At 42.2% G+C, this 21023-nt stretch carries 23 protein-coding genes; 8 read left to right on the top strand and 15 right to left on the bottom strand.

Features of this window, described 5'->3' with window-relative positions:
* Window positions 1-58: 58 nt before the first annotated feature.
* From V7K36_RS07210 to V7K36_RS07195, 4 genes are all read right to left on the bottom strand, one after another.
* Window positions 59-451 carry a PH domain-containing protein gene (locus tag V7K36_RS07210; protein WP_334832604.1) on the bottom strand — a complete coding sequence of 131 codons (393 nt, stop codon included), beginning with the start codon at window positions 449-451 and terminating at the stop codon, window positions 59-61.
* The gene (rnpA, locus tag V7K36_RS07205; protein ID WP_335114415.1) at window positions 438-866 is read right to left on the bottom strand and encodes a ribonuclease P protein component; all 429 of its coding nucleotides are present in this window, start codon (window positions 864-866) and stop codon (window positions 438-440) included. The genes V7K36_RS07210 and rnpA overlap by 14 nt, the downstream gene beginning before the upstream one ends.
* 25 nt (window positions 867-891) lie before the next feature.
* Window positions 892-1026: a 50S ribosomal protein L34 gene (rpmH, locus tag V7K36_RS07200; RefSeq protein ID WP_094327629.1), complete on the bottom strand. Its 135-nt coding sequence runs from the start codon at window positions 1024-1026 to the stop codon at window positions 892-894.
* A 169-nt stretch (window positions 1027-1195) separates the two neighbouring features.
* Window positions 1196-1708: a DUF2808 domain-containing protein gene (locus V7K36_RS07195; protein WP_334948368.1), complete on the bottom strand. Its 513-nt coding sequence runs from the start codon at window positions 1706-1708 to the stop codon at window positions 1196-1198.
* A 763-nt stretch (window positions 1709-2471) separates the two neighbouring features.
* On the opposite strand from V7K36_RS07195, the gene V7K36_RS07190 reads away from it, so the two are divergent.
* The 3 genes from V7K36_RS07190 to V7K36_RS07180 all read left to right on the top strand — a co-directional run bounded on the left by V7K36_RS07190 (window position 2472) and on the right by V7K36_RS07180 (window position 5427).
* On the top strand, window positions 2472-3644 hold the full coding sequence (locus V7K36_RS07190; protein WP_335114413.1) for a Re/Si-specific NAD(P)(+) transhydrogenase subunit alpha: 1173 nt from the start codon (window positions 2472-2474) through the stop codon (window positions 3642-3644).
* An 86-nt stretch (window positions 3645-3730) separates the two neighbouring features.
* Window positions 3731-4024: an NAD(P) transhydrogenase subunit alpha gene (locus V7K36_RS07185; RefSeq protein ID WP_229547018.1), complete on the top strand. Its 294-nt coding sequence runs from the start codon at window positions 3731-3733 to the stop codon at window positions 4022-4024.
* Window positions 4021-5427, top strand: coding sequence for an NAD(P)(+) transhydrogenase (Re/Si-specific) subunit beta (locus V7K36_RS07180; protein ID WP_335114411.1), 1407 nt, complete (start codon window positions 4021-4023; stop codon window positions 5425-5427). Before V7K36_RS07185 ends, V7K36_RS07180 begins: the two co-directional genes overlap by 4 nt.
* Window positions 5428-5591: 164 nt before the next feature.
* Here V7K36_RS07180 and V7K36_RS07175 read toward each other — a convergent pair whose 3' ends face one another.
* The 8 genes from V7K36_RS07175 to V7K36_RS07140 form a co-directional block, all read right to left on the bottom strand.
* Entirely contained in the window at window positions 5592-6314 is a 723-nt protein-coding gene (locus tag V7K36_RS07175; RefSeq protein ID WP_335114409.1) for an HNH endonuclease, read from the bottom strand.
* Window positions 6315-6375: 61 nt separating this feature from the next.
* On the bottom strand, window positions 6376-6678 hold the full coding sequence (locus V7K36_RS07170) for an HNH endonuclease signature motif containing protein (protein WP_335114407.1): 303 nt from the start codon (window positions 6676-6678) through the stop codon (window positions 6376-6378).
* A gap of 28 nt (window positions 6679-6706) precedes the next feature.
* The gene (locus tag V7K36_RS07165; RefSeq protein WP_335114405.1) at window positions 6707-6922 is read right to left on the bottom strand and encodes a hypothetical protein; all 216 of its coding nucleotides are present in this window, start codon (window positions 6920-6922) and stop codon (window positions 6707-6709) included.
* Window positions 6923-6992: 70 nt separating this feature from the next.
* Entirely contained in the window at window positions 6993-7346 is a 354-nt protein-coding gene (locus V7K36_RS07160) for a type II toxin-antitoxin system PemK/MazF family toxin (protein ID WP_335114403.1), read from the bottom strand.
* Window positions 7333-7605: a hypothetical protein gene (locus V7K36_RS07155; protein WP_335114401.1), complete on the bottom strand. Its 273-nt coding sequence runs from the start codon at window positions 7603-7605 to the stop codon at window positions 7333-7335. Before V7K36_RS07155 ends, V7K36_RS07160 begins: the two co-directional genes overlap by 14 nt.
* Before the next feature lies 1 nt (window position 7606).
* Window positions 7607-7747, bottom strand: coding sequence for a hypothetical protein (locus V7K36_RS07150; protein ID WP_335114399.1), 141 nt, complete (start codon window positions 7745-7747; stop codon window positions 7607-7609).
* Window positions 7744-8022, bottom strand: a complete 279-nt coding sequence (locus tag V7K36_RS07145; RefSeq protein WP_335114397.1) for a hypothetical protein — start codon at window positions 8020-8022, stop codon at window positions 7744-7746. Before V7K36_RS07145 ends, V7K36_RS07150 begins: the two co-directional genes overlap by 4 nt.
* Window positions 8023-8080: 58 nt before the next feature.
* Window positions 8081-8284, bottom strand: a complete 204-nt coding sequence (locus V7K36_RS07140; RefSeq protein ID WP_335114395.1) for a hypothetical protein — start codon at window positions 8282-8284, stop codon at window positions 8081-8083.
* Between the two features lie 309 nt (window positions 8285-8593).
* Between V7K36_RS07140 and V7K36_RS07135 the strand changes: the two genes are divergently transcribed.
* Window positions 8594-8824, top strand: a complete 231-nt coding sequence (locus V7K36_RS07135) for a type II toxin-antitoxin system HicA family toxin (RefSeq protein WP_335114393.1) — start codon at window positions 8594-8596, stop codon at window positions 8822-8824.
* Window positions 8811-9029: a type II toxin-antitoxin system HicB family antitoxin gene (locus V7K36_RS07130; RefSeq protein ID WP_193919289.1), complete on the top strand. Its 219-nt coding sequence runs from the start codon at window positions 8811-8813 to the stop codon at window positions 9027-9029. The genes V7K36_RS07135 and V7K36_RS07130 overlap by 14 nt, the downstream gene beginning before the upstream one ends.
* Before the next feature lie 29 nt (window positions 9030-9058).
* On the opposite strand, the gene V7K36_RS07125 is transcribed toward V7K36_RS07130, so the two are convergent.
* The gene (locus V7K36_RS07125) at window positions 9059-9262 is read right to left on the bottom strand and encodes a hypothetical protein (protein WP_335114387.1); all 204 of its coding nucleotides are present in this window, start codon (window positions 9260-9262) and stop codon (window positions 9059-9061) included.
* A 654-nt stretch (window positions 9263-9916) separates the two neighbouring features.
* Between V7K36_RS07125 and V7K36_RS07120 the strand changes: the two genes are divergently transcribed.
* Entirely contained in the window at window positions 9917-11026 is a 1110-nt protein-coding gene (locus tag V7K36_RS07120; RefSeq protein ID WP_335114385.1) for a histidine decarboxylase, read from the top strand.
* 475 nt (window positions 11027-11501) lie between these two features.
* Here V7K36_RS07120 and V7K36_RS07115 read toward each other — a convergent pair whose 3' ends face one another.
* Window positions 11502-17153 carry a PAS domain S-box protein gene (locus V7K36_RS07115; protein ID WP_335114383.1) on the bottom strand — a complete coding sequence of 1884 codons (5652 nt, stop codon included), beginning with the start codon at window positions 17151-17153 and terminating at the stop codon, window positions 11502-11504.
* A 680-nt stretch (window positions 17154-17833) separates the two neighbouring features.
* Between V7K36_RS07115 and V7K36_RS07110 the strand changes: the two genes are divergently transcribed.
* Window positions 17834-18358, top strand: coding sequence for an Hsp20/alpha crystallin family protein (locus V7K36_RS07110; RefSeq protein ID WP_335114381.1), 525 nt, complete (start codon window positions 17834-17836; stop codon window positions 18356-18358).
* Between the two features lie 160 nt (window positions 18359-18518).
* Here V7K36_RS07110 and V7K36_RS07105 read toward each other — a convergent pair whose 3' ends face one another.
* Complete coding sequence (locus V7K36_RS07105) at window positions 18519-18878, bottom strand: Rieske (2Fe-2S) protein (protein WP_335114379.1); 360 nt, start codon at window positions 18876-18878, stop codon at window positions 18519-18521.
* A 279-nt stretch (window positions 18879-19157) separates the two neighbouring features.
* Between V7K36_RS07105 and V7K36_RS07100 the strand changes: the two genes are divergently transcribed.
* Complete coding sequence (locus V7K36_RS07100; protein ID WP_335114377.1) at window positions 19158-21005, top strand: vWA domain-containing protein; 1848 nt, start codon at window positions 19158-19160, stop codon at window positions 21003-21005.
* Window positions 21006-21023: the final 18 nt, after the last annotated feature.

Here is a 21023-nt window from a genome sequence, read left to right as displayed (position 1 = left end):
TAAATAGGGAATGGGGCATTGGGCATTGGTTCTTCTCCCCCTACTTCGCGTACTCCCATCACTTGTTGGCAGCGACAGTATATTCGGGATTTTTCGCTGCAATTCTTTCGTTGATGTAGTCATAGACTTCCCGAAACTTGGGAATTGCACGCAATTCGAGACGACTGCCGTTTTTCAGGGTTAGCACCATATCTCCCCACAAGCCAATGCCACGGGGGACTGTGACGACTTTGACAATTTCTGAGTAAATTATGTCAGTGCGATCGCGCCCTTGCCAACCTCCGATCACAGTAATTCGGCGATCGGTGATGCGGAAACGCAGCCACAATGCCCTGACAATTGCCCCGACTGTTAATGGTATCCCGACAATGGTTAGCCCAATCAGCAGGTTGATAATTAAATCCCCAAGATGGGGGCCACCTTCATAATAAACATCTTCACGAATTCCCATCGAACACCTCAGCTTGTGCCAATAACTGCTCTAATTCTTGCAGAAATTGTGGGCTTACGCACTTAGATTCTGCTGCTGTGGGTTTGACAATGACCACTAGCCGCCATCCTTGTGATAATTTGGGCAGTAAGTTATGTAAAGCAGCAGTAATTTGCCGTTTGATTCGGTTGCGAACCACTGCCCTTTTGCTGACTTTTGTGCTTATGGAAATGCCAATCCGCGTGCTGGCAAGATGTGCTGAGTTAGTTGCTTGTGTAGTCTGGGTGGCAGTGTTCAAAGAAGGTTTTGTTGAACATAAAGGTTTTAGTTTTAAGGCTCTCAATGTTAAATAAGAGCCATGACACCGAATTCCTTCCCGGAAAACTGCCTGGAAATCCTTGCGGGATTTTAGCCGATTTGCTTTGGGCAAAGCCACAGATGCTCTTTTAGCTTGATATGCCCTAAACGCTCAGACGGTGACGTCCCTTTCTTCTCCTGGCGCTAATCACGTTTCTGCCATCTGGTGTCCGCATCCTGGCGCGAAAACCAGAGGTTCTTTTTCTCTTACGGCTAGTGCCGCCCAGTGTTCTTTTCATACAGTTCTCCTCTTAGGTGATTTTTATAAAAACTCACAATCTGCAATTTTATCACTTTACTAGTGAATTGGGAATTGGGAATTGGGCATTGAGCATTGAGAAAGACGAGGCAGAAGGCAGGAGTTCTTCAATTTTGAATTTTGAATTGATTTCTCCCCACTCCCCACTCTTAATTGATGCTCAAAATCCATGTTCCCATGTAGCGTAGTAGTGGCACATCGCCAGGGGAGAGAACTTGACAGTTGAAATAATAAACTCCGCCAAAGGCTGGGTTTTGTACGTTAGATAAGACTAACTCTACTGGGCTACCTGCTGGCACCGGCTCTTGAGGAAAAATATTAATCAGCTTACCTTCTTTGTCCCACTTCACCTCCGAAAGCGGAACTGCTTTGCCTTTGACTCGAACTTCAATTTTTTTCGGGTCAAAGGTTCCTTTGTAATAATCAGGGTAGGTAATGGCAAATTGACCAACTGCCAATTTCATTCTTTTGGCTGGAATCCTCAATATGTATCGATCCCAACCATTAGCTTGTCCACCAAAATCTAACCTAAAGGGCAACTGATTCTCGCCTTTGACGCCACTAAACAGTGTCAATCCAGGTAAGCTTTGTGCCCAAGTCAGGGCTGGTAATCCAGTAACCAAAAAGCCAGTCACGGCTAAAGCAGAAAGTAAACGTCGCATAATTGGGCTTCCTCTACCAAAATGTAAATCTGTGATCTAAAATAACTGTGTGTTAGTATTCTTTACTAAACTTTACTACTCACTTCCTAACAATGGACGTTAAATTGCAATAAAAAGTGCCATCTCTGTGAACTTTGGGTGGCAGTGAAATTACTTAGTAGTAAATTCAACATTTACTAAATTAACTTCATTACCCTTGTAGAGTCCTGATTTGATTACTAAGTTGGTCAAATTTGAACTCAATAGAAACACAGTTAGGATTGGATTGTGTTTCCAAATATGTATAAGTGTATCTAAATTTGATAATTTTGTGATAAAAATTGAGGCGTGCGATCAGCGATCGCTAGTTAACTCGCGCTAAATTGATTAAAATAAATTTGAATCTAAAGTCGTAATCCTTAAAATTTAATTTGGAAATTATAAAACTTTCAAAATTTGGTCAATATTACTCTATAAGAAAGGAATACCAAAATTTCTCAATCCCGAAAACAAGTTGAAGATAAAGATGCAAAATTTGGGAATCATCAATTTAGGATGTGCAATAGGTAACCCTGTTTGCAACTATCTGAAAATATGACCTTTGCGAGCGGCAAAGTCAGGCTTTGCCTGGACAGCTAAGAGTGGGAGAGGAAAGATTCAAGGTTCAATCTACTAGTAAAAGTCATGGCTGATGTTCCTGCCTAAGTACTATGAGTGCGGGATACTCCTCATTTGGGCAATCGCTTACTTGACAGAGATTAGGTATTTATCTTCAGGAGATTTCATGAGAATAGCAGTTGCTAAAGAGATTGAAGTTTGTGAACGTCGTGTGGCATTAATTCCTGATGCCGTTGCCCGATTGGTAAAACAAGGTTTGGAAGTCTGGGTAGAAACAGGTGCAGGAGAGGGAGCTTTTTTCGGCGATTCTGACTATGAAGCAGCAGGAGCCACAATAATCAGCGATACTGCCAAACTATGGGGCGAAGCTGATATTCTGCTGAAAGTCAGCCCACCGCAAGAACGAGAAGATGGACGCTCAGAAATTGAATTACTCCGGGAAGGGGCTGTATTAGTCAGCTTCCTCAATCCCTTGGGAAATCCCGTCGTGGCGCAGCAACTGGCAAATCGGAAAGTCACAGCCTTGAGTATGGAGATGATTCCCCGTACCACCAGGGCGCAAAGTATGGATGCTTTGTCCTCGCAAGCTTCATTAGCAGGTTACAAGGCTGTATTAATTGCCGCAGCAGCATTACCGAAATATTTCCCGATGTTAACCACAGCCGCAGGTACGATCGCTCCAGCGAAAGTATTTATTATGGGTGCTGGTGTAGCCGGATTGCAAGCGATCGCCACCGCTAGACGTTTGGGAGCAGTGGTAGAAGCCTTTGATATCCGTCCCGCCGTTAAAGAAGAGGTGCAAAGCTTAGGGGCAAAATTCGTTGAAGTCAAATTAGAAGAAGAAACCGTCGCCGCAGGTGGTTACGCCAAGGAAATTTCTGAGGCTAGCAAACAACGTACCCAAGAAGTTGTCGCCGAACACGTCAAAAATTCTGATGTTGTAATTACCACCGCCCAAGTTCCTGGGAGACAAGCGCCACGGCTTGTTACAGAAGAAATGGTAGCACAAATGAAACCAGGTTCAGTGATTGTGGATTTGGCTGCTGATCAGGGTGGTAACTGCGCCTGCACCGAACCCGGTAAAGATATTGTGTGGAACGGCGTGACAATTATCGGCCCCATCAATCTCCCATCATCGATGCCAATTCACGCTAGCCAATTGTATGCCAAGAACGTAACTTCGCTGATGCAACTACTAATTAAAGACAAAGCTTTGCAGGTAGACTTTAGCGACGACATCGTTGATGCAGCTTGCGTTACCCACGCTGGTGAAATTCGCAATCAACGAGTGCGGGATGCACTACAAGCTTTGAATACTCAAGAACCGGCGGTTAGTTAGGGACTGGGGGGATGGGGAGATGAACCAGTACACCATGCCCAATGCCCAATGCCCCATGCCCATTTACATTAAGGAGTTTTGATTTCATGACAGAGGCATTACTTGCTGCTTTGTTTGTATTTGTTTTGGCATCTTTTATCGGCTTTGAAGTCATCAACAAAATACCACCGACTCTACACACGCCCTTAATGTCAGGCTCAAACGCGATTTCTGGGATTGCGGTACTTGGAGCAATAGTTGCTGCTGGTGCCAGAGAGACGAATGTATCAGTAATTCTCGGTTTGATTGCTGTGGTATTGGCAACAGTCAACGTTGTGGGTGGTTTTTTAGTCACAGACAGAATGTTGCAAATGTTCAAGAAGAAGGAGATTAAGGCGTGAGCGACTTTTTACCAACTGGCATTCAGCTGACGTACTTAGTCGCTGCATCGTTATTCATTCTGGGCTTGAAAAAGCTGGGATCACCTGCTACAGCTAGGAACGGTAATCTGGTAGCGGCTGTAGGGATGCTGCTGGCGATCGCAGCGACAATGCTGGATCAACATGTGTTGAACTACGAGATGATATTGTTGGGCTTGGCGATTGGATCGGCAATTGGTGCGATCGTTGCCTACAAAGTCCAAATGACCGAAATGCCCCAAATGGTGGGTTTACTCAACGGCTTGGGCGGTGCAGCTTCGGCTTTAGTAGCTGTTGCCGAATTCTGGCGGTTGTTGGATAGTTCTCAGGCGATACCCCTAGATGTCAACATTTCCATACTTTTGGACGTGTTAATCGGTGGTATTACCTTCACAGGTAGTTTTCTAGCCTTTGCCAAATTGCAAGGTTTAATCAGCGGTTCCCCGATTACATTTCCATTCCAGCAACCATTTAACCTCTTACTTCTGGGTGCTTATGTAGTAGGCAGTGTCTATTTAATCATCACACCAGATAGCTTACCCATATTCTTAGGAGTGGTTGGCGTTTCATTGGTGCTGGGCGTGATGTTCGTCATCCCCATTGGTGGCGGCGATATGCCTGTGGTAATCTCGCTGTTGAACTCGTTGTCAGGTGTGGCGGCGGCGGCGGCGGGGTTCGTGGTGATGAACAATATGTTAATCATCGCTGGGGCTTTGGTGGGAGCATCTGGCTTAATCCTCACCGAGATTATGTGTAAGGCGATGAACCGCTCCTTATTTAGTGTGCTGTTCAGCGCTTTTGGTACAGGCTCTAGTTCTGGTGGTGCTGCTGCTAGTGGTGGTGCAACTGATCAAACCGTCCGCAGCATTGATCCTGAAGAAGGCGCGATGATGTTGGGTTATGCCCGTTCTGTGGTAATTGTGCCTGGTTATGGTATGGCAGTTGCCCAAGCGCAACATAGCGTGCGGGAATTGTCAGATCAGTTAGAAAAAATGGGCGTTGATGTCAAGTATGCCATTCACCCCGTTGCTGGGAGAATGCCGGGGCACATGAATGTGTTGCTGGCAGAGGCAAATGTGCCTTATACGCAGTTGTACGACATGGATGATATTAATCCCCAATTTGAGCAAGCGGATGTGGCTTTAGTAATTGGGGCAAATGATGTGGTAAATCCGGCAGCGCGGAGTGATAAAAATAGCCCGATTTATGGTATGCCGATTTTGGAAGTAGATCGGGCGAAGCAGACGATTGTGATTAAGCGCGGGATGAGTACGGGTTTTGCCGGTGTAGATAATGAGTTGTTCTACAAGGATAAAACTACGATGCTTTTTGGTAGCGCTAAGGATATGGTGGCGAAGTTGGTTTCGGAAGTGAAGCAACTTTAAGAGAAACGAACCGCCAAGGCGCAAAGGGCGCGAAGTAAAGAAAGAATTAGAGAGTTTGCTTGCCTTGGGAGTGTGATGCTTCTGGGGCAAGTTTTTTAGTCAAATAAAGTGAGTTTTGCAAATTTCGATTTTGGTGTTTATCTTGCATAAACTATTTATAGCATTCAGCATGACAATTCCTTTGGCTTTACTACGGCGTACATTTTTAATCTACCCCATATTTCTATGGCATAAAAACCAGCATCTGGATTGTCACTTGTCATAGCACGTACTACTTTAATACCTGGACGATCGTATGGCTCACAATATTGTTGGTATTTTTTTAGTAGGGGTTGAGCAGCTTTATCATCTAGAGTAAAAAATTGAATCTCAAAATTGTTTTCTATAAAAGTCTGATCAACAAAATAAGTTATACCGCGAACGATCTTATGACACAAACGTTCTAACTTATCGGCTGATATTGGAATAGATGGATATTCTGGATAGTAAACATTGCTTTGTACTCCAAAATTTGGATGTAAACCTATAGGTGGGATTGCTTCCCATTTAACTATTTCTTTTTTTATCTTCTCTTTTTTTCTTTCTCTTATTCGCTTTTCTGTTCTATCATTTGCATAGTCTGGATCTATTGAACGTAATACTTTATCTGTAATTCCGCTTGAATTTGCATTTTCAGGATCAATACACATACCTAGTCTCAAGAGTAGATCCTCTTCCAATTTGCCATATTGCTCGTTGCATGTTTTGCACGATGGAATTGTCCATCTTTGCAAATTTTCAGGAGTATTATCTGGATACCAAGCAAAGGGAAAAATATGATCTCGTGTTAAATCTTCCACGTTTTGTAAACAATGTACACATCTTCCGGACTTAGGTCGTTTAGCCATTGTTTGCCTTGTTCCAGTTAAAATTTATTGTAGGTGGGGTAGAGCAACAGAGGAATCTAACCTATTGCCTAACAATATTGATGTACCATTGTAGGGGACGTAAATTGTAAATATGATCACTGCCCCCTTGAGATTTTGGTATTATATGGTCAATTTCCCATCCATAAGTAGATTCACGCTTTCCATACTTATATCTATTTATGAATCTTCCAAATTGATCTTTCCGCCAGATCCTTGGATCGCAATTTTGAAGAATAAAACCCTTTTCCCATACTGCTTGAATTTTAGTTAATTTGACTGCATTTTGAGCCGCTTGATACGCCAGTGCCAAGGAATAAGGGTTAGGACTTACACTACCGAACATATTGTGATTTCTCCTTATTAGAGTTAGTTTATAGATTATAGTATATTTGTACTGAAAAATATTGGTAAAAAAAGCGATCGCCTACAAAATCTCTATAGTGCGATCGCCCTCTTCCTTCTTTGCGCCTCTGTGGTTGGTTAAAAAAGCGATCGCCTGAAAAATCTCCACAGTGCGATCGCTCCTTCTCTGTGTTCTCTGCGCCTCTCGGGTTCGTTAAAAAGGCGATCGCCTGAAAAATCTCCACAGTGCGTAGGCAAAGCCCGCCGCAGGCATCGCTCTCTTCTTCCTCTGTGGTTCGTTAAAAAAGGCGATCGCTAAGATATTGGGTGAGAAATATTTAAGACAACAGCTAATGCTTGAGAAATAAGTTGCATTTCTGAGTCGGAGAGTTGACCTAGTTTTCTCACTAATCTTGTTTCTGAAACTGAACGTATTTGAAAAGTATCTACACCAGAAACTTTGGCTAAACTGTTCTCTGTGCTTGGTTCCAGCCGTACTATCCAAGGTCTAACAGCATATCTTTCTTTCCAATCTGTAACTGGGACAATAACCTTCAAAGGCAAAATCCCAATAGCATCATCATTGACTATAATACAAGGACGTTTTTTGCTAATTTCTGTCCCTACTGTTGGATCTAAATTAACTAACCAGACTTCACCTCTGTACATAATTCCCTGAGTTGTGGAAGTCTTCATCTGGATAGTCGCAAAAATCTTCTCCCTCTAAGTCAGAGAATATATCTAATTCACTACCAGGTGCATAATCTACAATCGCTGTGATGGCGGCTAGTGTTAATTGGTGTTTTTGTTGATCTTTGGTGAGTGAGTGTTTTTCTTGAAGAACCAATTGCAGGGCTGATTCAGCTATCTTTAGGCGATCGCTTATGCTCAGGTTTGGGAGTGCTTGGAGAATTTCTTTAGTTTCCATATTAATTCATAGAGCAATTTATATTACTAATTGTAGTGAAATTATGATCGGCGATCGCCTGAAAAATCTCCACAGTGGGATCGCCTCTTCTATTCTTCTGCACCAAACGCAGCAAAATATTAGTATCCACCAAATAGCTCATAACATTTCATCTTCTCTGGTGTAAATACTCTCTTGACTAATCGCTGCATCTGAAAGTGCTGGTGCTAAATAAAAAGCAGGGCTATTTATTAAATCTGTTAATATAGCTTCCCATTCTTCCTGAGTTGATACTTGATAAAAACATTTTTCTTCATGGCTGGTTAAACTATCTTCAATCAGAGATGCAATATAAGCTTCTACCGATAAACCTTGTGCAGCAGCTTCAGCAATGAGACGAGCGTCTATTTCTGGTTTCAATTGTAGCTGTATGGTCATTTTTTGTTTCCTATGAGTGCTTTTAAATATTTAATAAAACTAGATAGATACTGGGTATTCACTCTCTTTCTAATTCGGCTAATGCTTCATTAATATTTAATGGTGTTTCTTGTTGTACTTCCTTGATTGCTAATATCAATCCTTCATCTTCTCTCGCTTCTAATAAGCGTAGATAGTCTTGGAAATCTATAATTACTTTACGAATGTTACCTTGAGTATCTGTGATTAATTCTTCAGCAAATGGGTATTGATTGGTTTTCATTTGGGTATTAGTGTTTGTAATCATAGAGAATTTGATTACCTTTACATAGTACAAGTATAGAAGATTTGGAGTAGGCGATCGCTTCGCTGCGACTTTGCGCGAAACAAAAAACGTAGGTATTGACGTAGCCTTTTTGCTGCTCTCTTCCTCTGTGTCCTCTGCGTCTTCTCTGCGAGACGCTGCGCGATGGCGGTTCGTTAAACCTACTTCATTAAAAATGCGTTCCCCCTGGACTCATCTTGAAGTATCGCATTCCCCATTTGCGGTAAGTGCGATATCTTGGGATTAATTAAGCGTCTAAACCTGATAATGCCAAAGAAAATCAGGGAACTCAAACAAATGTTGGTAAGAGCGAATTTTACAGAAATCCCAGGTAAAGGAAGTCATACAAACTGGATACATCCTTTATATGCGGGAAAACTCACGGTTTCTGGTAAAGACAGTTCAGACGCAAAACGCTATCAAGAGAAAGACGTTCAACAAGCAATTCAAGAAGTAGAAGAAAAACAGAGGAAGAATGAAGAAGATGAGCAAATTTAAATATCAAATGCTAATTCAATGGTCTGATGAAGACAACTGCTTTTTAGTCGGGTTTCCCGATTTCCCTGGACAGCCTTTTCGGACGCATGGCGATACTTATGAGGAAGCTGTTGCCAATGGTACGCAAGCATTGGAGTCACTGATAATGGCTTATGAAGCCACTGGGGAAGCACTTCCAAAACCGACCGTTTGTAAGGTCGCTTAAATGGGTAGTGCGTTGACAAAGTAACTCGCTTATTTTGTATTGCCTAACCTGATTTTATCAGCTAGGCGATCGCCAAATCTCCACAGTGCGTAGGCGTTGGCGTAGCCTCTCCAAGAGAAGCCCGCACAACGGCCGTACTCAGTGATCACCTCAGGTATCGCTAAGATATTGGGTGATAAATATTTAAGTGGGTAACTGAACAAACTGACCTGAACGAAACAGCAGTAACTCATGCCAAACAAAGCTTTGAGGATGCAGAATCTGATTAGATTCAAAGCTATGGAATGCAAAAGATATGAAGACCAGTTGTGCAAGGAATTAAAATTTCATGAAGATGACTCAGGAATTAAAGATGTGATGAAGGTTACTAAGTAAGACTTGAGTATTCAGGGTCTATGTGATTTTATGGAAATAAGAAATACGTCACACAAGTATCGCTGACTGAATGAACGTCCAATATGAATTAGCTAGCTGCAAAATTTAATACTACTTATTGAAGACTATTTAATGGTCTGCTTATTTATGCCGTGCTGTACTAGTTTTTAGGGAAATAGTTTTAGGAGTTTTCCTGGTATGTAAGTACTTTCTAAGCTATAGCACATAAATAACAGTAAAAAGTGTGGGCAAAAGAGTCTTTATTCAGCTCAACATTGCTTGCTATTCTCAATATCTTCACAAAAAAGATAGATGTAAATTTTACACAAATCACACAATTAAACTGTGTGATTCAATATTAGTAAAAAGGTATAATTACTTTCAATTACTTAGATATCTGCTCCCTTCTATACTTGTAAATAGCAACTACACCTTGACAGGAAAGACTAAAGATATCGTGTGGTTTTACGAGATTAAAATTTGATGTTTATGAGTTTAATGTAATTAAGATTATGTCCACTGCAAACTTGTCTGTTCTCTCGATTGATGGTCTGTTGGAACGTCTTCAAAGTCGCTCAAAGCTTCATGCTGGTTATCCTTATAATCTAGCATTTGATTCTCACCGTGTATTACCGCTTTTAAAATACACACTTAATAATTTAGGTGATGCATACGTAGAAGGTAATTATGGAATCAATACCAAAGATTTTGAGCGAGAAATAATTAGTTTTTTTGCAGATATTTATCATCTCGAAAAAGATGATGCTTGGGGATATGTAACATCCTGTGGCACTGAAGGAAACCTTTATGGTATTTTGATGGGGCGTGAGTTATATCCAGATGGAATTCTTTATGGTTCAGCTGATTGTCACTATTCAGTGGTAAAAGCTGCAAGGATGTTTCGCATACCATTTGTAGAAATAAAAAGTCAGATTCATGGGGAAATAGATTATTCTTCGTTGCATGAAGCTCTCGATAAGAATAGGGATAAACCTGCAATTATTAATGTAAACGTGGGAACTACAATTACAGGTGCAGTGGACGATATTAGTAAAGTAGTAGCAATACTTTCTGAACTAAATATAAGTCAGTTTCATATTCATGTAGATGGAGCTTTAGGAGGAATGCTAATTCCTTATATGGAAGAAGCTACTCCTCTAGATTTCTCTCGATATCCAATTGGTTCCATAGCAGTTAGTGGTCATAAATTTATCGGTTCTCCAGTCCCTTGTGGAGTAGTGCTAGCACGGAAAGAAAAAGTACAATCCTTTGATATTGAATATCTTGGCTCAAGGGATACAACAATTACAGGCAGTAGGAATGGATTAACACCAGTCATTCTCTGGGATGCTATTAAACAGCGAAAACATCTCTTTAAAGAGGAAGTATTAAACTGTCGGAGGTTAGCAGAATATTTCTGGAATAAAATTGCTGAATCAAGAAAGTTTGCACTGATTAATCCTTTCTCCACTACGGTTGTATTTGAGCGTCCAGAGAAGTTCATTGAGAAACGATGGCAACTAGCTTGTTATGGCAAAATTGCTCATATTGTAGTTATGCAGAATCATAATCAAGCAATATTAGAACAGCTTTTGCAAGAGCTAGGTGTGATGAATACATAGAGGGTGTTTGAAAAGTCGCTCAGGTGGTAAAAAAGCTCCAAAATTTTTGTAGTATTCATGTAATGCTTCTGATCCCGGTTTTCAATTAATTTGGTCGGATGTTAGTACTTCTGCCTTGCCGAAATGCTTGATTTTCATAGGCTTCGGGCAATCAAAATTTTGCACGAGAAAATCAACCCATCACCCCTTTCATTGCCTAAAGCTTACCCAAAAATGATTATTTTTGGGAATGTTTGAACTAGAGGAGTCAAGTAAAGTTTGGTATTAAAACAAATGCATATGGGTAGATATAGCGAAGATGCCATCAGGGGTAATATTGTCTCAAAAGCTTACTAGATAAGCTTTTGATGCTATGAAAAAATATTTTTTATTGGCATTTTCAGACACTATGTATATTGGGGTAAAATACCTGTTTTGGACTAAACATTATGTCAATAGGGTTTGAGATGCGCTAACCCTGTGAGTTTTTATCCCTTCAACACTTACTAATCAATTCCATAATTTTCTCAAACTGAAAATCATGAGCGAAATTCTTGATAAAATTTCGCAGTGCAGCATTTTCAGAAGGGATTTGCTCAATCAATTCTAAAATCAGGTCATCACTGCATTGGGCTGCGGCAGTGTACACCTGTTTCATCCATTCAGGCGACATTTCAGATAATAGAGTCACTAAATCCGTAAGCGTCAACATTGATTCTATTTTCTGTTGGCTTGCATCTGCTATCTGATAGCTTTCTTCTTGATAAATATATTTAACTCCTAAATATTCGCTCAATTTCTCTAGTAATTGTTCCTCGCGGAAGGGCTTGTTAATATAATCATCACAACCCGCTTTGATCATTGCCTCTCGCTGTTCCTCAAAGGCATTAGCAGTTAAGGCGATGATAATGGTCTTGCGATTTGGGATTTGGGTTTCTTCTCTAGCTTTAATAACTTTTGTGGCTTCATAGCCGTCCATAATCGGCATCCGCATATCCATTAAGATTAGGTGTGGTTGCCATTTCTGCCAAAATGCGATCGCTTCAGTGCCATTTGTTGCTTCCTGGACTGCAAAACCAATAGATGTCAGAATTTTGATTAGCACTAAACGGCTGTCTGTGGAGTCATCAACCACCAAAATGCGGTATTCGCTTTGATCGGGCGCTAAACTCAGAACTTGCCGTCTAATTTGCTTGATCTGGATTTCGCTAGCTGTGGCTAGACCAATTTGAATATCAAAAGCAAATTTACTTCCCTCGCCAATAATGCTGGAGACGCTAATATTTCCCCCCATTAATTGTACATATTTGCGACTAATTGCTAAACCTAGTCCTGTTCCCTGTTGCGATTTCCTTCCGGTTTCAGTTTGCCCAAAAGCTTCAAACAACAAGTCAATTTCTTGTGAGGCAATACCGCAACCAGTGTCTTGTACCTCGAAGAAGAGATGAGGAGGATGAGGTAAAATTTTCTCCTCCATCTCCCCCATCCCTACGCGTAGCATCACTCTCCCAGTATCGGTAAATTTGATTGCATTTCCCAAGAGGTTAAGCAAGACTTGACGCAGTTTACTTTCGTCAGCTTGAACGTATTGGGGGAGGTAAGATTTATATTCAAAGACCAATTCTAATCCTTTGGAGGTGGCGCGGAAGCGCAACATCTCTTCGAGGTTTTCCAAGAGACGAATTAAGTCAAAACTGTTGAGATTTAATGTTATTCTGCCAGCTTCGATTTTAGACATTTCCAAAATGTCATTAATTAAGTTAAGGAGATGTTCGCCAGCACGATTGATGATTGTTAGATTTTGCTGATGTTCTGTAGATAAAGCACGATCATGGTTCATGACTTGGGTAAAACCGAGGATAGCGTTGAGTGGGGTACGTAATTCGTGGCTCATGTTGGCAAGGAATTCGCTTTTGGCGCGGTTGGCAGCATCAGCAATGATCACAGCTTCTTGCAATGCTTGTGACTGCGTTTGGGTTTGCGCTAGCAATTGTGCCTGCTGAAAAGCAACACCCAACTGATTGCCAATTTGAACTACGATATTGACTTCTTCTGCTTTCCATTGACGGGGAGCGGAATTTTGATAACTCGCTAGTAATCCCCAAAGCTGACTACCATATAAAATGGGGACAATAATGTAGGCTTTAGCCTGAAAGCGCTCTAAGAAATTGACATAAGAAGGATGAAATCCAGCGTTGTAAATGTCTGGGACACAGAGGAAACTTGCACCTGGGGTTGCTTGCAGATCAGGATCTTGCACCTGGTTTTCCGCGCTAGCCAAAATTTTTGCTAGGCAACGGCCGTCTTGGAAGACACCTTGTGTAAGATTGGGATCATTGTTGTGTTCTTCAATCAGAGAAATCCAACCATTACCTACCGACTCGGAGAGAAATTCGCCACTCCACTGGGGATTAAAACGATAAACAACAACCCGATCGCAATTGAGTACTTGCCGTAATTCTTGGGTTGTAGCCGCAAATATCGTCTCTAAATCCAGTGTTTGGCGCATCCTTTGAATTACTTGGGCGATCGCTCTTTCCCGTTCTGCACTCTCACGCAAGGCTTCTTCTGCCAATTTTCTCTCGGTAATATCTGTAATTGTACCGATGTAACCTTTAATTTCTCCATCATCTCCAAATTCTGGCAAAGCTTGAGCAATTACCCAGACGACCATACTATCATCATGCAAGAAACGATGTTCGTACTTATACATTATTTTAGCGTCTCTTGCTTGATTCCATGCCAACAATAGCTGCTCGCGGTCGTCTGGATGTACGGCATTTACCCAACCTGTTCCCAGAGACTCTTCTAAACTGCATCCAGTAATCTCACTCCAGCGTTGATTAAAATATAAGACATTGCCATCTATATCTGCGTGAAATATACAAGCTGGTGAGGCTTCTGCTAGAAGTTGATATCGCTGTTGACCTGACTGCAAAGCTAATTCTGCTAATTTGCGATCGTTAATGTCTGCCCAATAACCAACGCATTCTATAGGGTAATCAGCTTCGTCACGGATTAACCTCATCTTTTCGTAAAACCAGTGATAAGTTCCGTCAGCGTGTAACCACCGATATTCGTAGGAGATGTACTCGTGTTCAACAAGCTCGTTAAATTTTTCTGAGATCAGTTCAATATCTTGGGGGTGGACGTGCTGGAGCCAGAAACTGGAATCTTCGATAAATTCCCGCGCTTCGTAGCCCACCATTCCTTTAATATTCTCACTGATAAAGGTAGTGCTAAAATCTTCTGATGTTTTGCTGCTATAAATGACTACAGGGCTAGAGGTGAGCAGATATTGTAGGCGTTCGTTGGCTAAACGCAATTCTTGTTCGACACGTTTGCGTTCGCGTAGCGCGGCTTGCCGTTCGCGCAGCGCTGCTTGCAGTTCGCTAATTTCTACTAAAACAGTGCCTATACCAGAGGGGCGATCGTCCTCACCAGGGATCGGAAAATAAGAAGCTAGGAAGTGGCGGATAATATCTGGTTGTTTAATTGATGCGGCGCTTAATTCTTGATTGAGAATGGGTTGACCAGTCAACAGAACCTGTTGATAGATTGGTTCCATTCGGGGGGCGATGTGGGGTAAGACTTCATAGATCGTCTTGCCAATATGATCTTGCTGAGGTAGTCCATTAATCTCCGCCAGCAGTTGGTTGATTTGCACAAACCGCAGCTGCTTATCTACAATGTTCATGCCGACGGGAGCACTGCTAAAAAAGGCATTCAGGCGAGCTTCTCTGAGTGCTAATTCTTGTTCTAGAGTTTTGCGCTCAATTAATCCACCTAACTGAGCAGCAACAGCACTTACTAGCAAAAGCAAACGTCTATCTACCAATACTGAGCTACGTTTAAAAAACACTAAAACAGCTAATACTTGGTTTCCAGCCAGTATGGGAACACCAAAACTAGCTTTTAATCCTACTTTGGCAGCTTGTGGCGATCGCAAAAAAACTGGCTCTGTAACTTCGGAAACATCTTCTATCCATTCTGGTTTCTGGCTTTGCCAAACTCTTCCTGGTAGTCCCAATCCCAGAGCAAATTTCACAGTTTGGCTTTGGCGGCAGAATTCTGCTAAACTGCTCTCTTCACCGTACCAACTCAGACTGTGTTCTAAAACAGTACCATCTTCATTAGGTATCCATGCTTCACCAAAATTCCAGCCAATGGTTTGACAAATTAAGCGCAAGACCACTGCTAAAGCGCTATTGACATCACTGGCGCGCGCGATCGCTTGGGTTGTCAACAGTAGCAAACGGCTTTCATTTTCTGCCTGCTTGCGTTCAGTAATGTCTTTCGCTGTGCCCAGTACGTACCATTGTCCATCAATCTCGATCATTTCCGCACTAAATAGTGTCGTCCTAATTTCTCCTGTGGAAGTGCAGACATCAACCTCATAGTTGCGGATGGCTTTAGTTTGTTGCAGCCTGTGGGCGAGGAAATTATATTCTTCTGGATTCGCCCAAATATTCAATTCTTCATCGGTGTGATCGATGACCTGAGAACGAGAATAACCAAAAAACCGACAAAAGCTGTCGTTAACTTCGATGTAGCGTTTGTTGTGAACAGTAATTAAGGCAATTGGATCAGGAGATGACCGAAAAGCTGATGCTAACTTTTTTTCAGAAGCCCGTCGCGCTGCTTCTGCGCGTTGGCGTTCTTTTGCCTCCAAGACCAAGGATGTTAAATTGCCCAGAGAGCGAGCGAAATTTTGGTCTTCTAGCGTCCAATGATGAGTAACTCCCACTGCCTCCATACATAAAACTCCTACGGTCTTGCCCTCCAGCCTAATAGGTGTATCGAGTATAGAAGTAATGTTTAATCTTGAGTAAGATGCAGAAAATTCTCTAGTTCTGGGATCGCTATGGGCATCATCTGCGGCGATTAGTTGGTCTTGGTGCAAAGCTGTAAAATAAGCTGGATAGTCTGCCTCTGCCAAGAAAAGTCCTTCACTATGTTGATTACGGCTGGCCTCAAATAGGTCAAAACACTCGATTTTCGCGCCTGTTTCGTCATACAGCCAGATACTGGTTCGTTCCACCCCAATATTTTTCACAGCTGTTTCTGTGATTTTACTCAAAGCTGCTTTCACATCACCCTGATAAAGCGTCTGATTTTGTGCCAGTTGGGTTAGCACTAGGTTATGCTTGTAAAGCTTAATCGCGCTTTCTCGGAGTAATTTTTCTACTCCGCGACGCTGCGTAATATTACTAGCAGTACCTGTCATACCTATAACCAGATTGTCTTCGTTGCGTAAGGCGATCGCATTAAACATTAGATAAAGTAAAGTACCATCTTTAGCGACACAGGTAGTTTCATGCTGAAAGATCGGCTTTCCCTGAAAAACACGCTCAAAGGCTACTTTATCTTGAGCAACTTGTATCGGCCAGATGAAATCAGTCAAGGTACGCCCGATCATTTCCTGGGGTTCGTAGCCATAAATCTGCTTGACTGCCGGGTTGACAAAGGTAATTAGTCCATCAATATCCACCGACCAGATCATATCCTGGGATGTCTCCACAAGGTGGCGATATTGACTTTCACTCTTCTTCAAGGCGGCTTCGACTAAAAGGCGTTCGCCCTTGCCGTTGGCTGTGCGATCGCTTTGGTAAAATTCTCTACAAGAGGGTGTGCCAAGGCTAACAGGAATTTCTTTGAAAATCTCTTCTAATTGTTTGTTCCGAATATTTAACTCAATCGCAACCCGTTGACGCTCTTTAATCTCTTGTTGCAGTTGGGAATTTTGTTCTTTTAACTGTTTTTTCAGCCTTTGGAGAGTGAGTTGGTTTTGGACGCGTAATAAAACTTCTTTAGTTTGGAATGGTTGAGTAATATAGTCAATATCGCCTAAATCAAAAACATTTACTTCTTCAGATAACTCATCTAAAACACCGAAAAAAATGATCGGAATCTCTTGAGTTTTCTGGTTAGCTTTCAAATGTTGACAAACTTCATAACCATCCATCTCTGACATAAGAACGTCTAGCAAAATCAGATCAGGGGGAGAAGCCAGTGCCGTATTGATTGCCAATGGTCCAGAAATGGCACTTTGCACCTGATAAGCTTGGTGTTGAAGGATGTCTGATAAAAAATGTAAATTCTCTAGCTTATCATCAACTAATAAAATTTTTATTTTTTGAGCATTCATATCAATTACTAAGTTACAGGAATAAATTATTAAATAAAACTGAACATGAAATCAGAAAGCAAAACTCTGTTACAAGATTGTAAATAAAATTATCGTCTCTTACCACCATACTTCAGCGCCGGGTGTAGGGAAAAGTTGCAGGTCAAGCAGAACAACTGGTTAATACTGCCAAATCTCTGTAACGCCAGATCGGAATACAAAGATACAACAAAGCGGACATCGCCCATACACCCTGCTGATTCGATCAGATTGGTAATGGCATCAACTCCCCAGCCATTAATATCATGTCCGGTAAATTAGTTGTGATTCCTGCGTGACATCTCAAGAGCAGCCCCTCACCTATTCGGGCTACGGTGTACACACAAGTCTTTCTCAATGCAATTTACAGTTAAGTCTCATAGCCCCTGAGATACCTCACCTGCTTTTGCTACGCAAAACCTGTCCCTCTCCTTACTAATTGGATACGGTAAATCTAACCTATGTCTGTACGGTTTACCCAACTGGATTTACATTTTTATTGTATTAAATTACTTACTAGAGAGAAGAAACAAAGCAAATAAAGCTCCTCTCAAAAAAACTAGAGGTTCGATAATTGCTTAAATATCTGAAACCTCTAAATACCTCTAAAACTTTGTTTGATTACCCAAACTTGAATTAGAAAGTTAAGGAGAGATTGAGATATGGCATTAATTCGTTGGGAACCATTCCGTGAAATGGAGATTCTGCGTCGTCAAATGGATCAACTATTCTCTGATATTACAGCAGCCGAGCGCGGTAACTCCGAGATTTATCCATCACCGAGAACAGCGTGGGTTCCTGCTGTTGAATTATCTGACAATGGTTCCGAGTTGCTATTAAAAGTTGAGATTCCAGGCGTAGAAGCTAAAGACCTGGATGTTCAAGTTACTCAAGATGCAGTTTCGATTGCTGGTGAACATCGTTACGAAAAACATTCCCAATCTAACGCTAAAGTTCATTCTGAATTCCGGTATGGCAACTTTACTAGAGTAATTCCTCTACCAACCAAAGTTCACAATCAACAAGTTAAGGCAGACATGAAAGATGGGATTTTAATTTTGACTTTACCCAAATTGGAGCAAGAGCAGAGCAAGGTATTCAAAGTTAATTTAGGCCAATCTGAAAGTGCTACAGCTTCTATAGAAGCTGGCAATGCTAACACACAATCCGACATTACATCACAATAAAGCGTTCAAACTTCTGAGAAGGTGTTCTATTTTCTGATTTAATGGTTCCTATGTCTTTGAAATAGGTCAATTTTGATCGAAACCCCAGCTAAACTCATCGGCTGGGGTTTTATTGCTTTTTTTTACTTACCACTGTTTCGGTAAATTCCGGGAGAGGGTGCTATTCCTCTTGCACATCAACCCAGATACTACCTTCTTCCACACGAATCGGAAATACTGGCAGTACCTTTGGTTGTGAAACCAACGAGAGTAATTTACCTACACCAGGTGGCCAGGAACACCAGTCTTGTACATCACCAGTCCGCAGGTCAAAAGCACTGTGATGGAAGGAACAAACAATTGTCCCACTTTCAGTGATTTTCCCACTTTTCAGTGGTAATTTCATGTGAGGACAGGTGTTATCTACAGCATAAAGCTGACTTTGGTGATTCAAAAGCAGAATTTTCCGATTACCAACTTTCACGACTTCTCGCGCACCTGGGGAAAGTGCTTCGACTGCAAGAACTTTAGTCCAACTCATTAGGTTCTCCTCTCCTAATATATCTGCTTTCAGTTTCCCGCAATTGTGACCCGTGCGATCGCCTTTCAGTTGTGGCGAGTGGGGAAGGATAAAGTCAGTAGCTCACAAACTTTTCCCGAAAGAGCGGCCGCTGGTGAAAGGCGGAAACTATAAAATATTACATAAAAGCAACTTTATACACTGAATAAACTGATTTCTGGGTAAACTAAAGAGAGCGCTTCCTGTCCCAGCATCATCGGGATTGTGGCTGATAACAGACAATTTTGAGCGATATAAAAAATGATTAAGACAAGTTACGAATTTGACCAGTCTATCCTCCCCGCAGGATCTTCATTAAAGACTAATATTCTGCTACGTTTTCGTGTTGACATAGCTGAATCTCCCCGACGTCACCTTAACCTTTCTCTTGTAATTGACCGTTCCGGCTCTATGGCAGGCGCTCCCTTGCATCATGCACTCAAAGCCGCTGAGTCTGTCGTAGATCAACTTGAGCCAGATGACATTCTCTCAGTAGTTATTTACGACGATGAAGTGGACAGCGTTGTGCCACCCCAGGCTGTAACTAACAAGGCCGCACTAAAAAATTCTATCCGCAAGGTTAGAGCCGGTGGGATTACCAACTTATCGGGGGGATGGCTCAAAGGCTGTGAACATGTGAAGACGCGACTTGATCCGCAAAAAATAAATCGTGTTCTCCTGCTTACCGATGGTCATGCCAATATGGGCATTCAAGACCCCAAAATACTTACAGCGACATCGGGGCAAAAAGCTGAGGAAGGCATTATCACAACTACGTTAGGTTTTGCTCAGGGTTTCAATGAAGACCTGCTGATTGGTATGGCAAGAGCCGCCACGGGCAACTTCTACTTCATTCAGAGCATCGACGAAGCAACGGAAGTGTTTAGTATTGAGCTAGACAGTCTCAGAGCAGTAGTGGGACAGAACCTCAAGGTGACACTTGAGTTAGCTGACGGTATCAGCCTTGTTGATACCTTAAGTCTTGCTAAACTTAGCCAGAATGACGCTTCTCAAGCTGTCCTCACCTTGGGAGAACTTTACGAGGGCGAAGACAAACTTCTCGGTTTGAGTTTGGTGATATCAAGCGCTCAAATTGGGGAGTTACCTGTGATGAAACTACATTACAGCGCCGATGTTGTGCAAGATGACGTTATTCAAAGCGTGTCAGGCACAGTAGATATCGTCGCCAAAGTGGGCACCGTTGAGGAAGCAGCTTTTGCTTCTACGAGCCAGATCATTCTGGAACTGAGTCGCCTGACGATCGCTAAGGCCAAAGAAACTGGACTCAATCTAGCTGAACATGGCAAGCATCAGGAAGCTGAAGAAACCCTCCGGGCGCTTGTGAAAGATTTGCGGGATAAAGGGTTGAGCGAGAATTTTGAAATTGCTGAAGAGATTGATCAGCTTGAGTATTTTGCAGGTCGGATCGCCCAAAAAGCTCTAGGCAATGCCGGACGTAAAGAGATGCGGGATCAATCTTACCAGACGATGACGCGCAATCGCAGCGATCTGGTGGGTCGAGGTGTCACTGCTGGCGATGAAGTGTACGCGATACCGATTGTCAATCAAGTCGGTTCGGGTGTTGAATTGTATTGCGTTCGTGAAGGGGGTAAACTGCGGGTCAAAGTCATGTCCGAAGGCTACGATTCAACCAAGAACATCCAGTTTCCTCGGGCGATTCGTGCCGAGGGGGCACGCTATGTTATTGAAGGACTGGAACTCTCAAGCGATGGCACTTTCTACCGTGTACGTGGTAAAATCACCCGTTTTACTCAACCTGGTGAAGCAGATATCTTCGTTGCCCCTAGACAATCGAATCTAACTAACACAGGCAAAGCTTCCAAAGGCCCTGCTAGTGCCGCCGATCTGACCACAACTGACAGTGTAGGGGACAGCATTTTAGTTCAGTGTGTCAAAGATGGCAGCAAGCTACGTGCTAGGGTAGTTTCAGACGGATATGAACCGGATTGGAATATGCGTTTTCCGCGATCGGTTCGCGAGGAAGGAATGCTTTACCTCGTTGATGAAGTCAAAACAGCACCTGATGGCAAGTCCTATATTGCCTGTGGTGAAATTAAGCGATTTGTGCAACCCACTTCTAGCAATTGAGTAGCCGCTCTCTGAAAC

This window comes from Nostoc sp. (assembly GCF_036919555.1).
Lineage (GTDB): Bacteria > Cyanobacteriota > Cyanobacteriia > Cyanobacteriales > Nostocaceae > Nostoc.
Note: the sequence above shows the minus strand (reverse complement) of the source record. Positions and strands in the feature narration are given on the sequence as shown.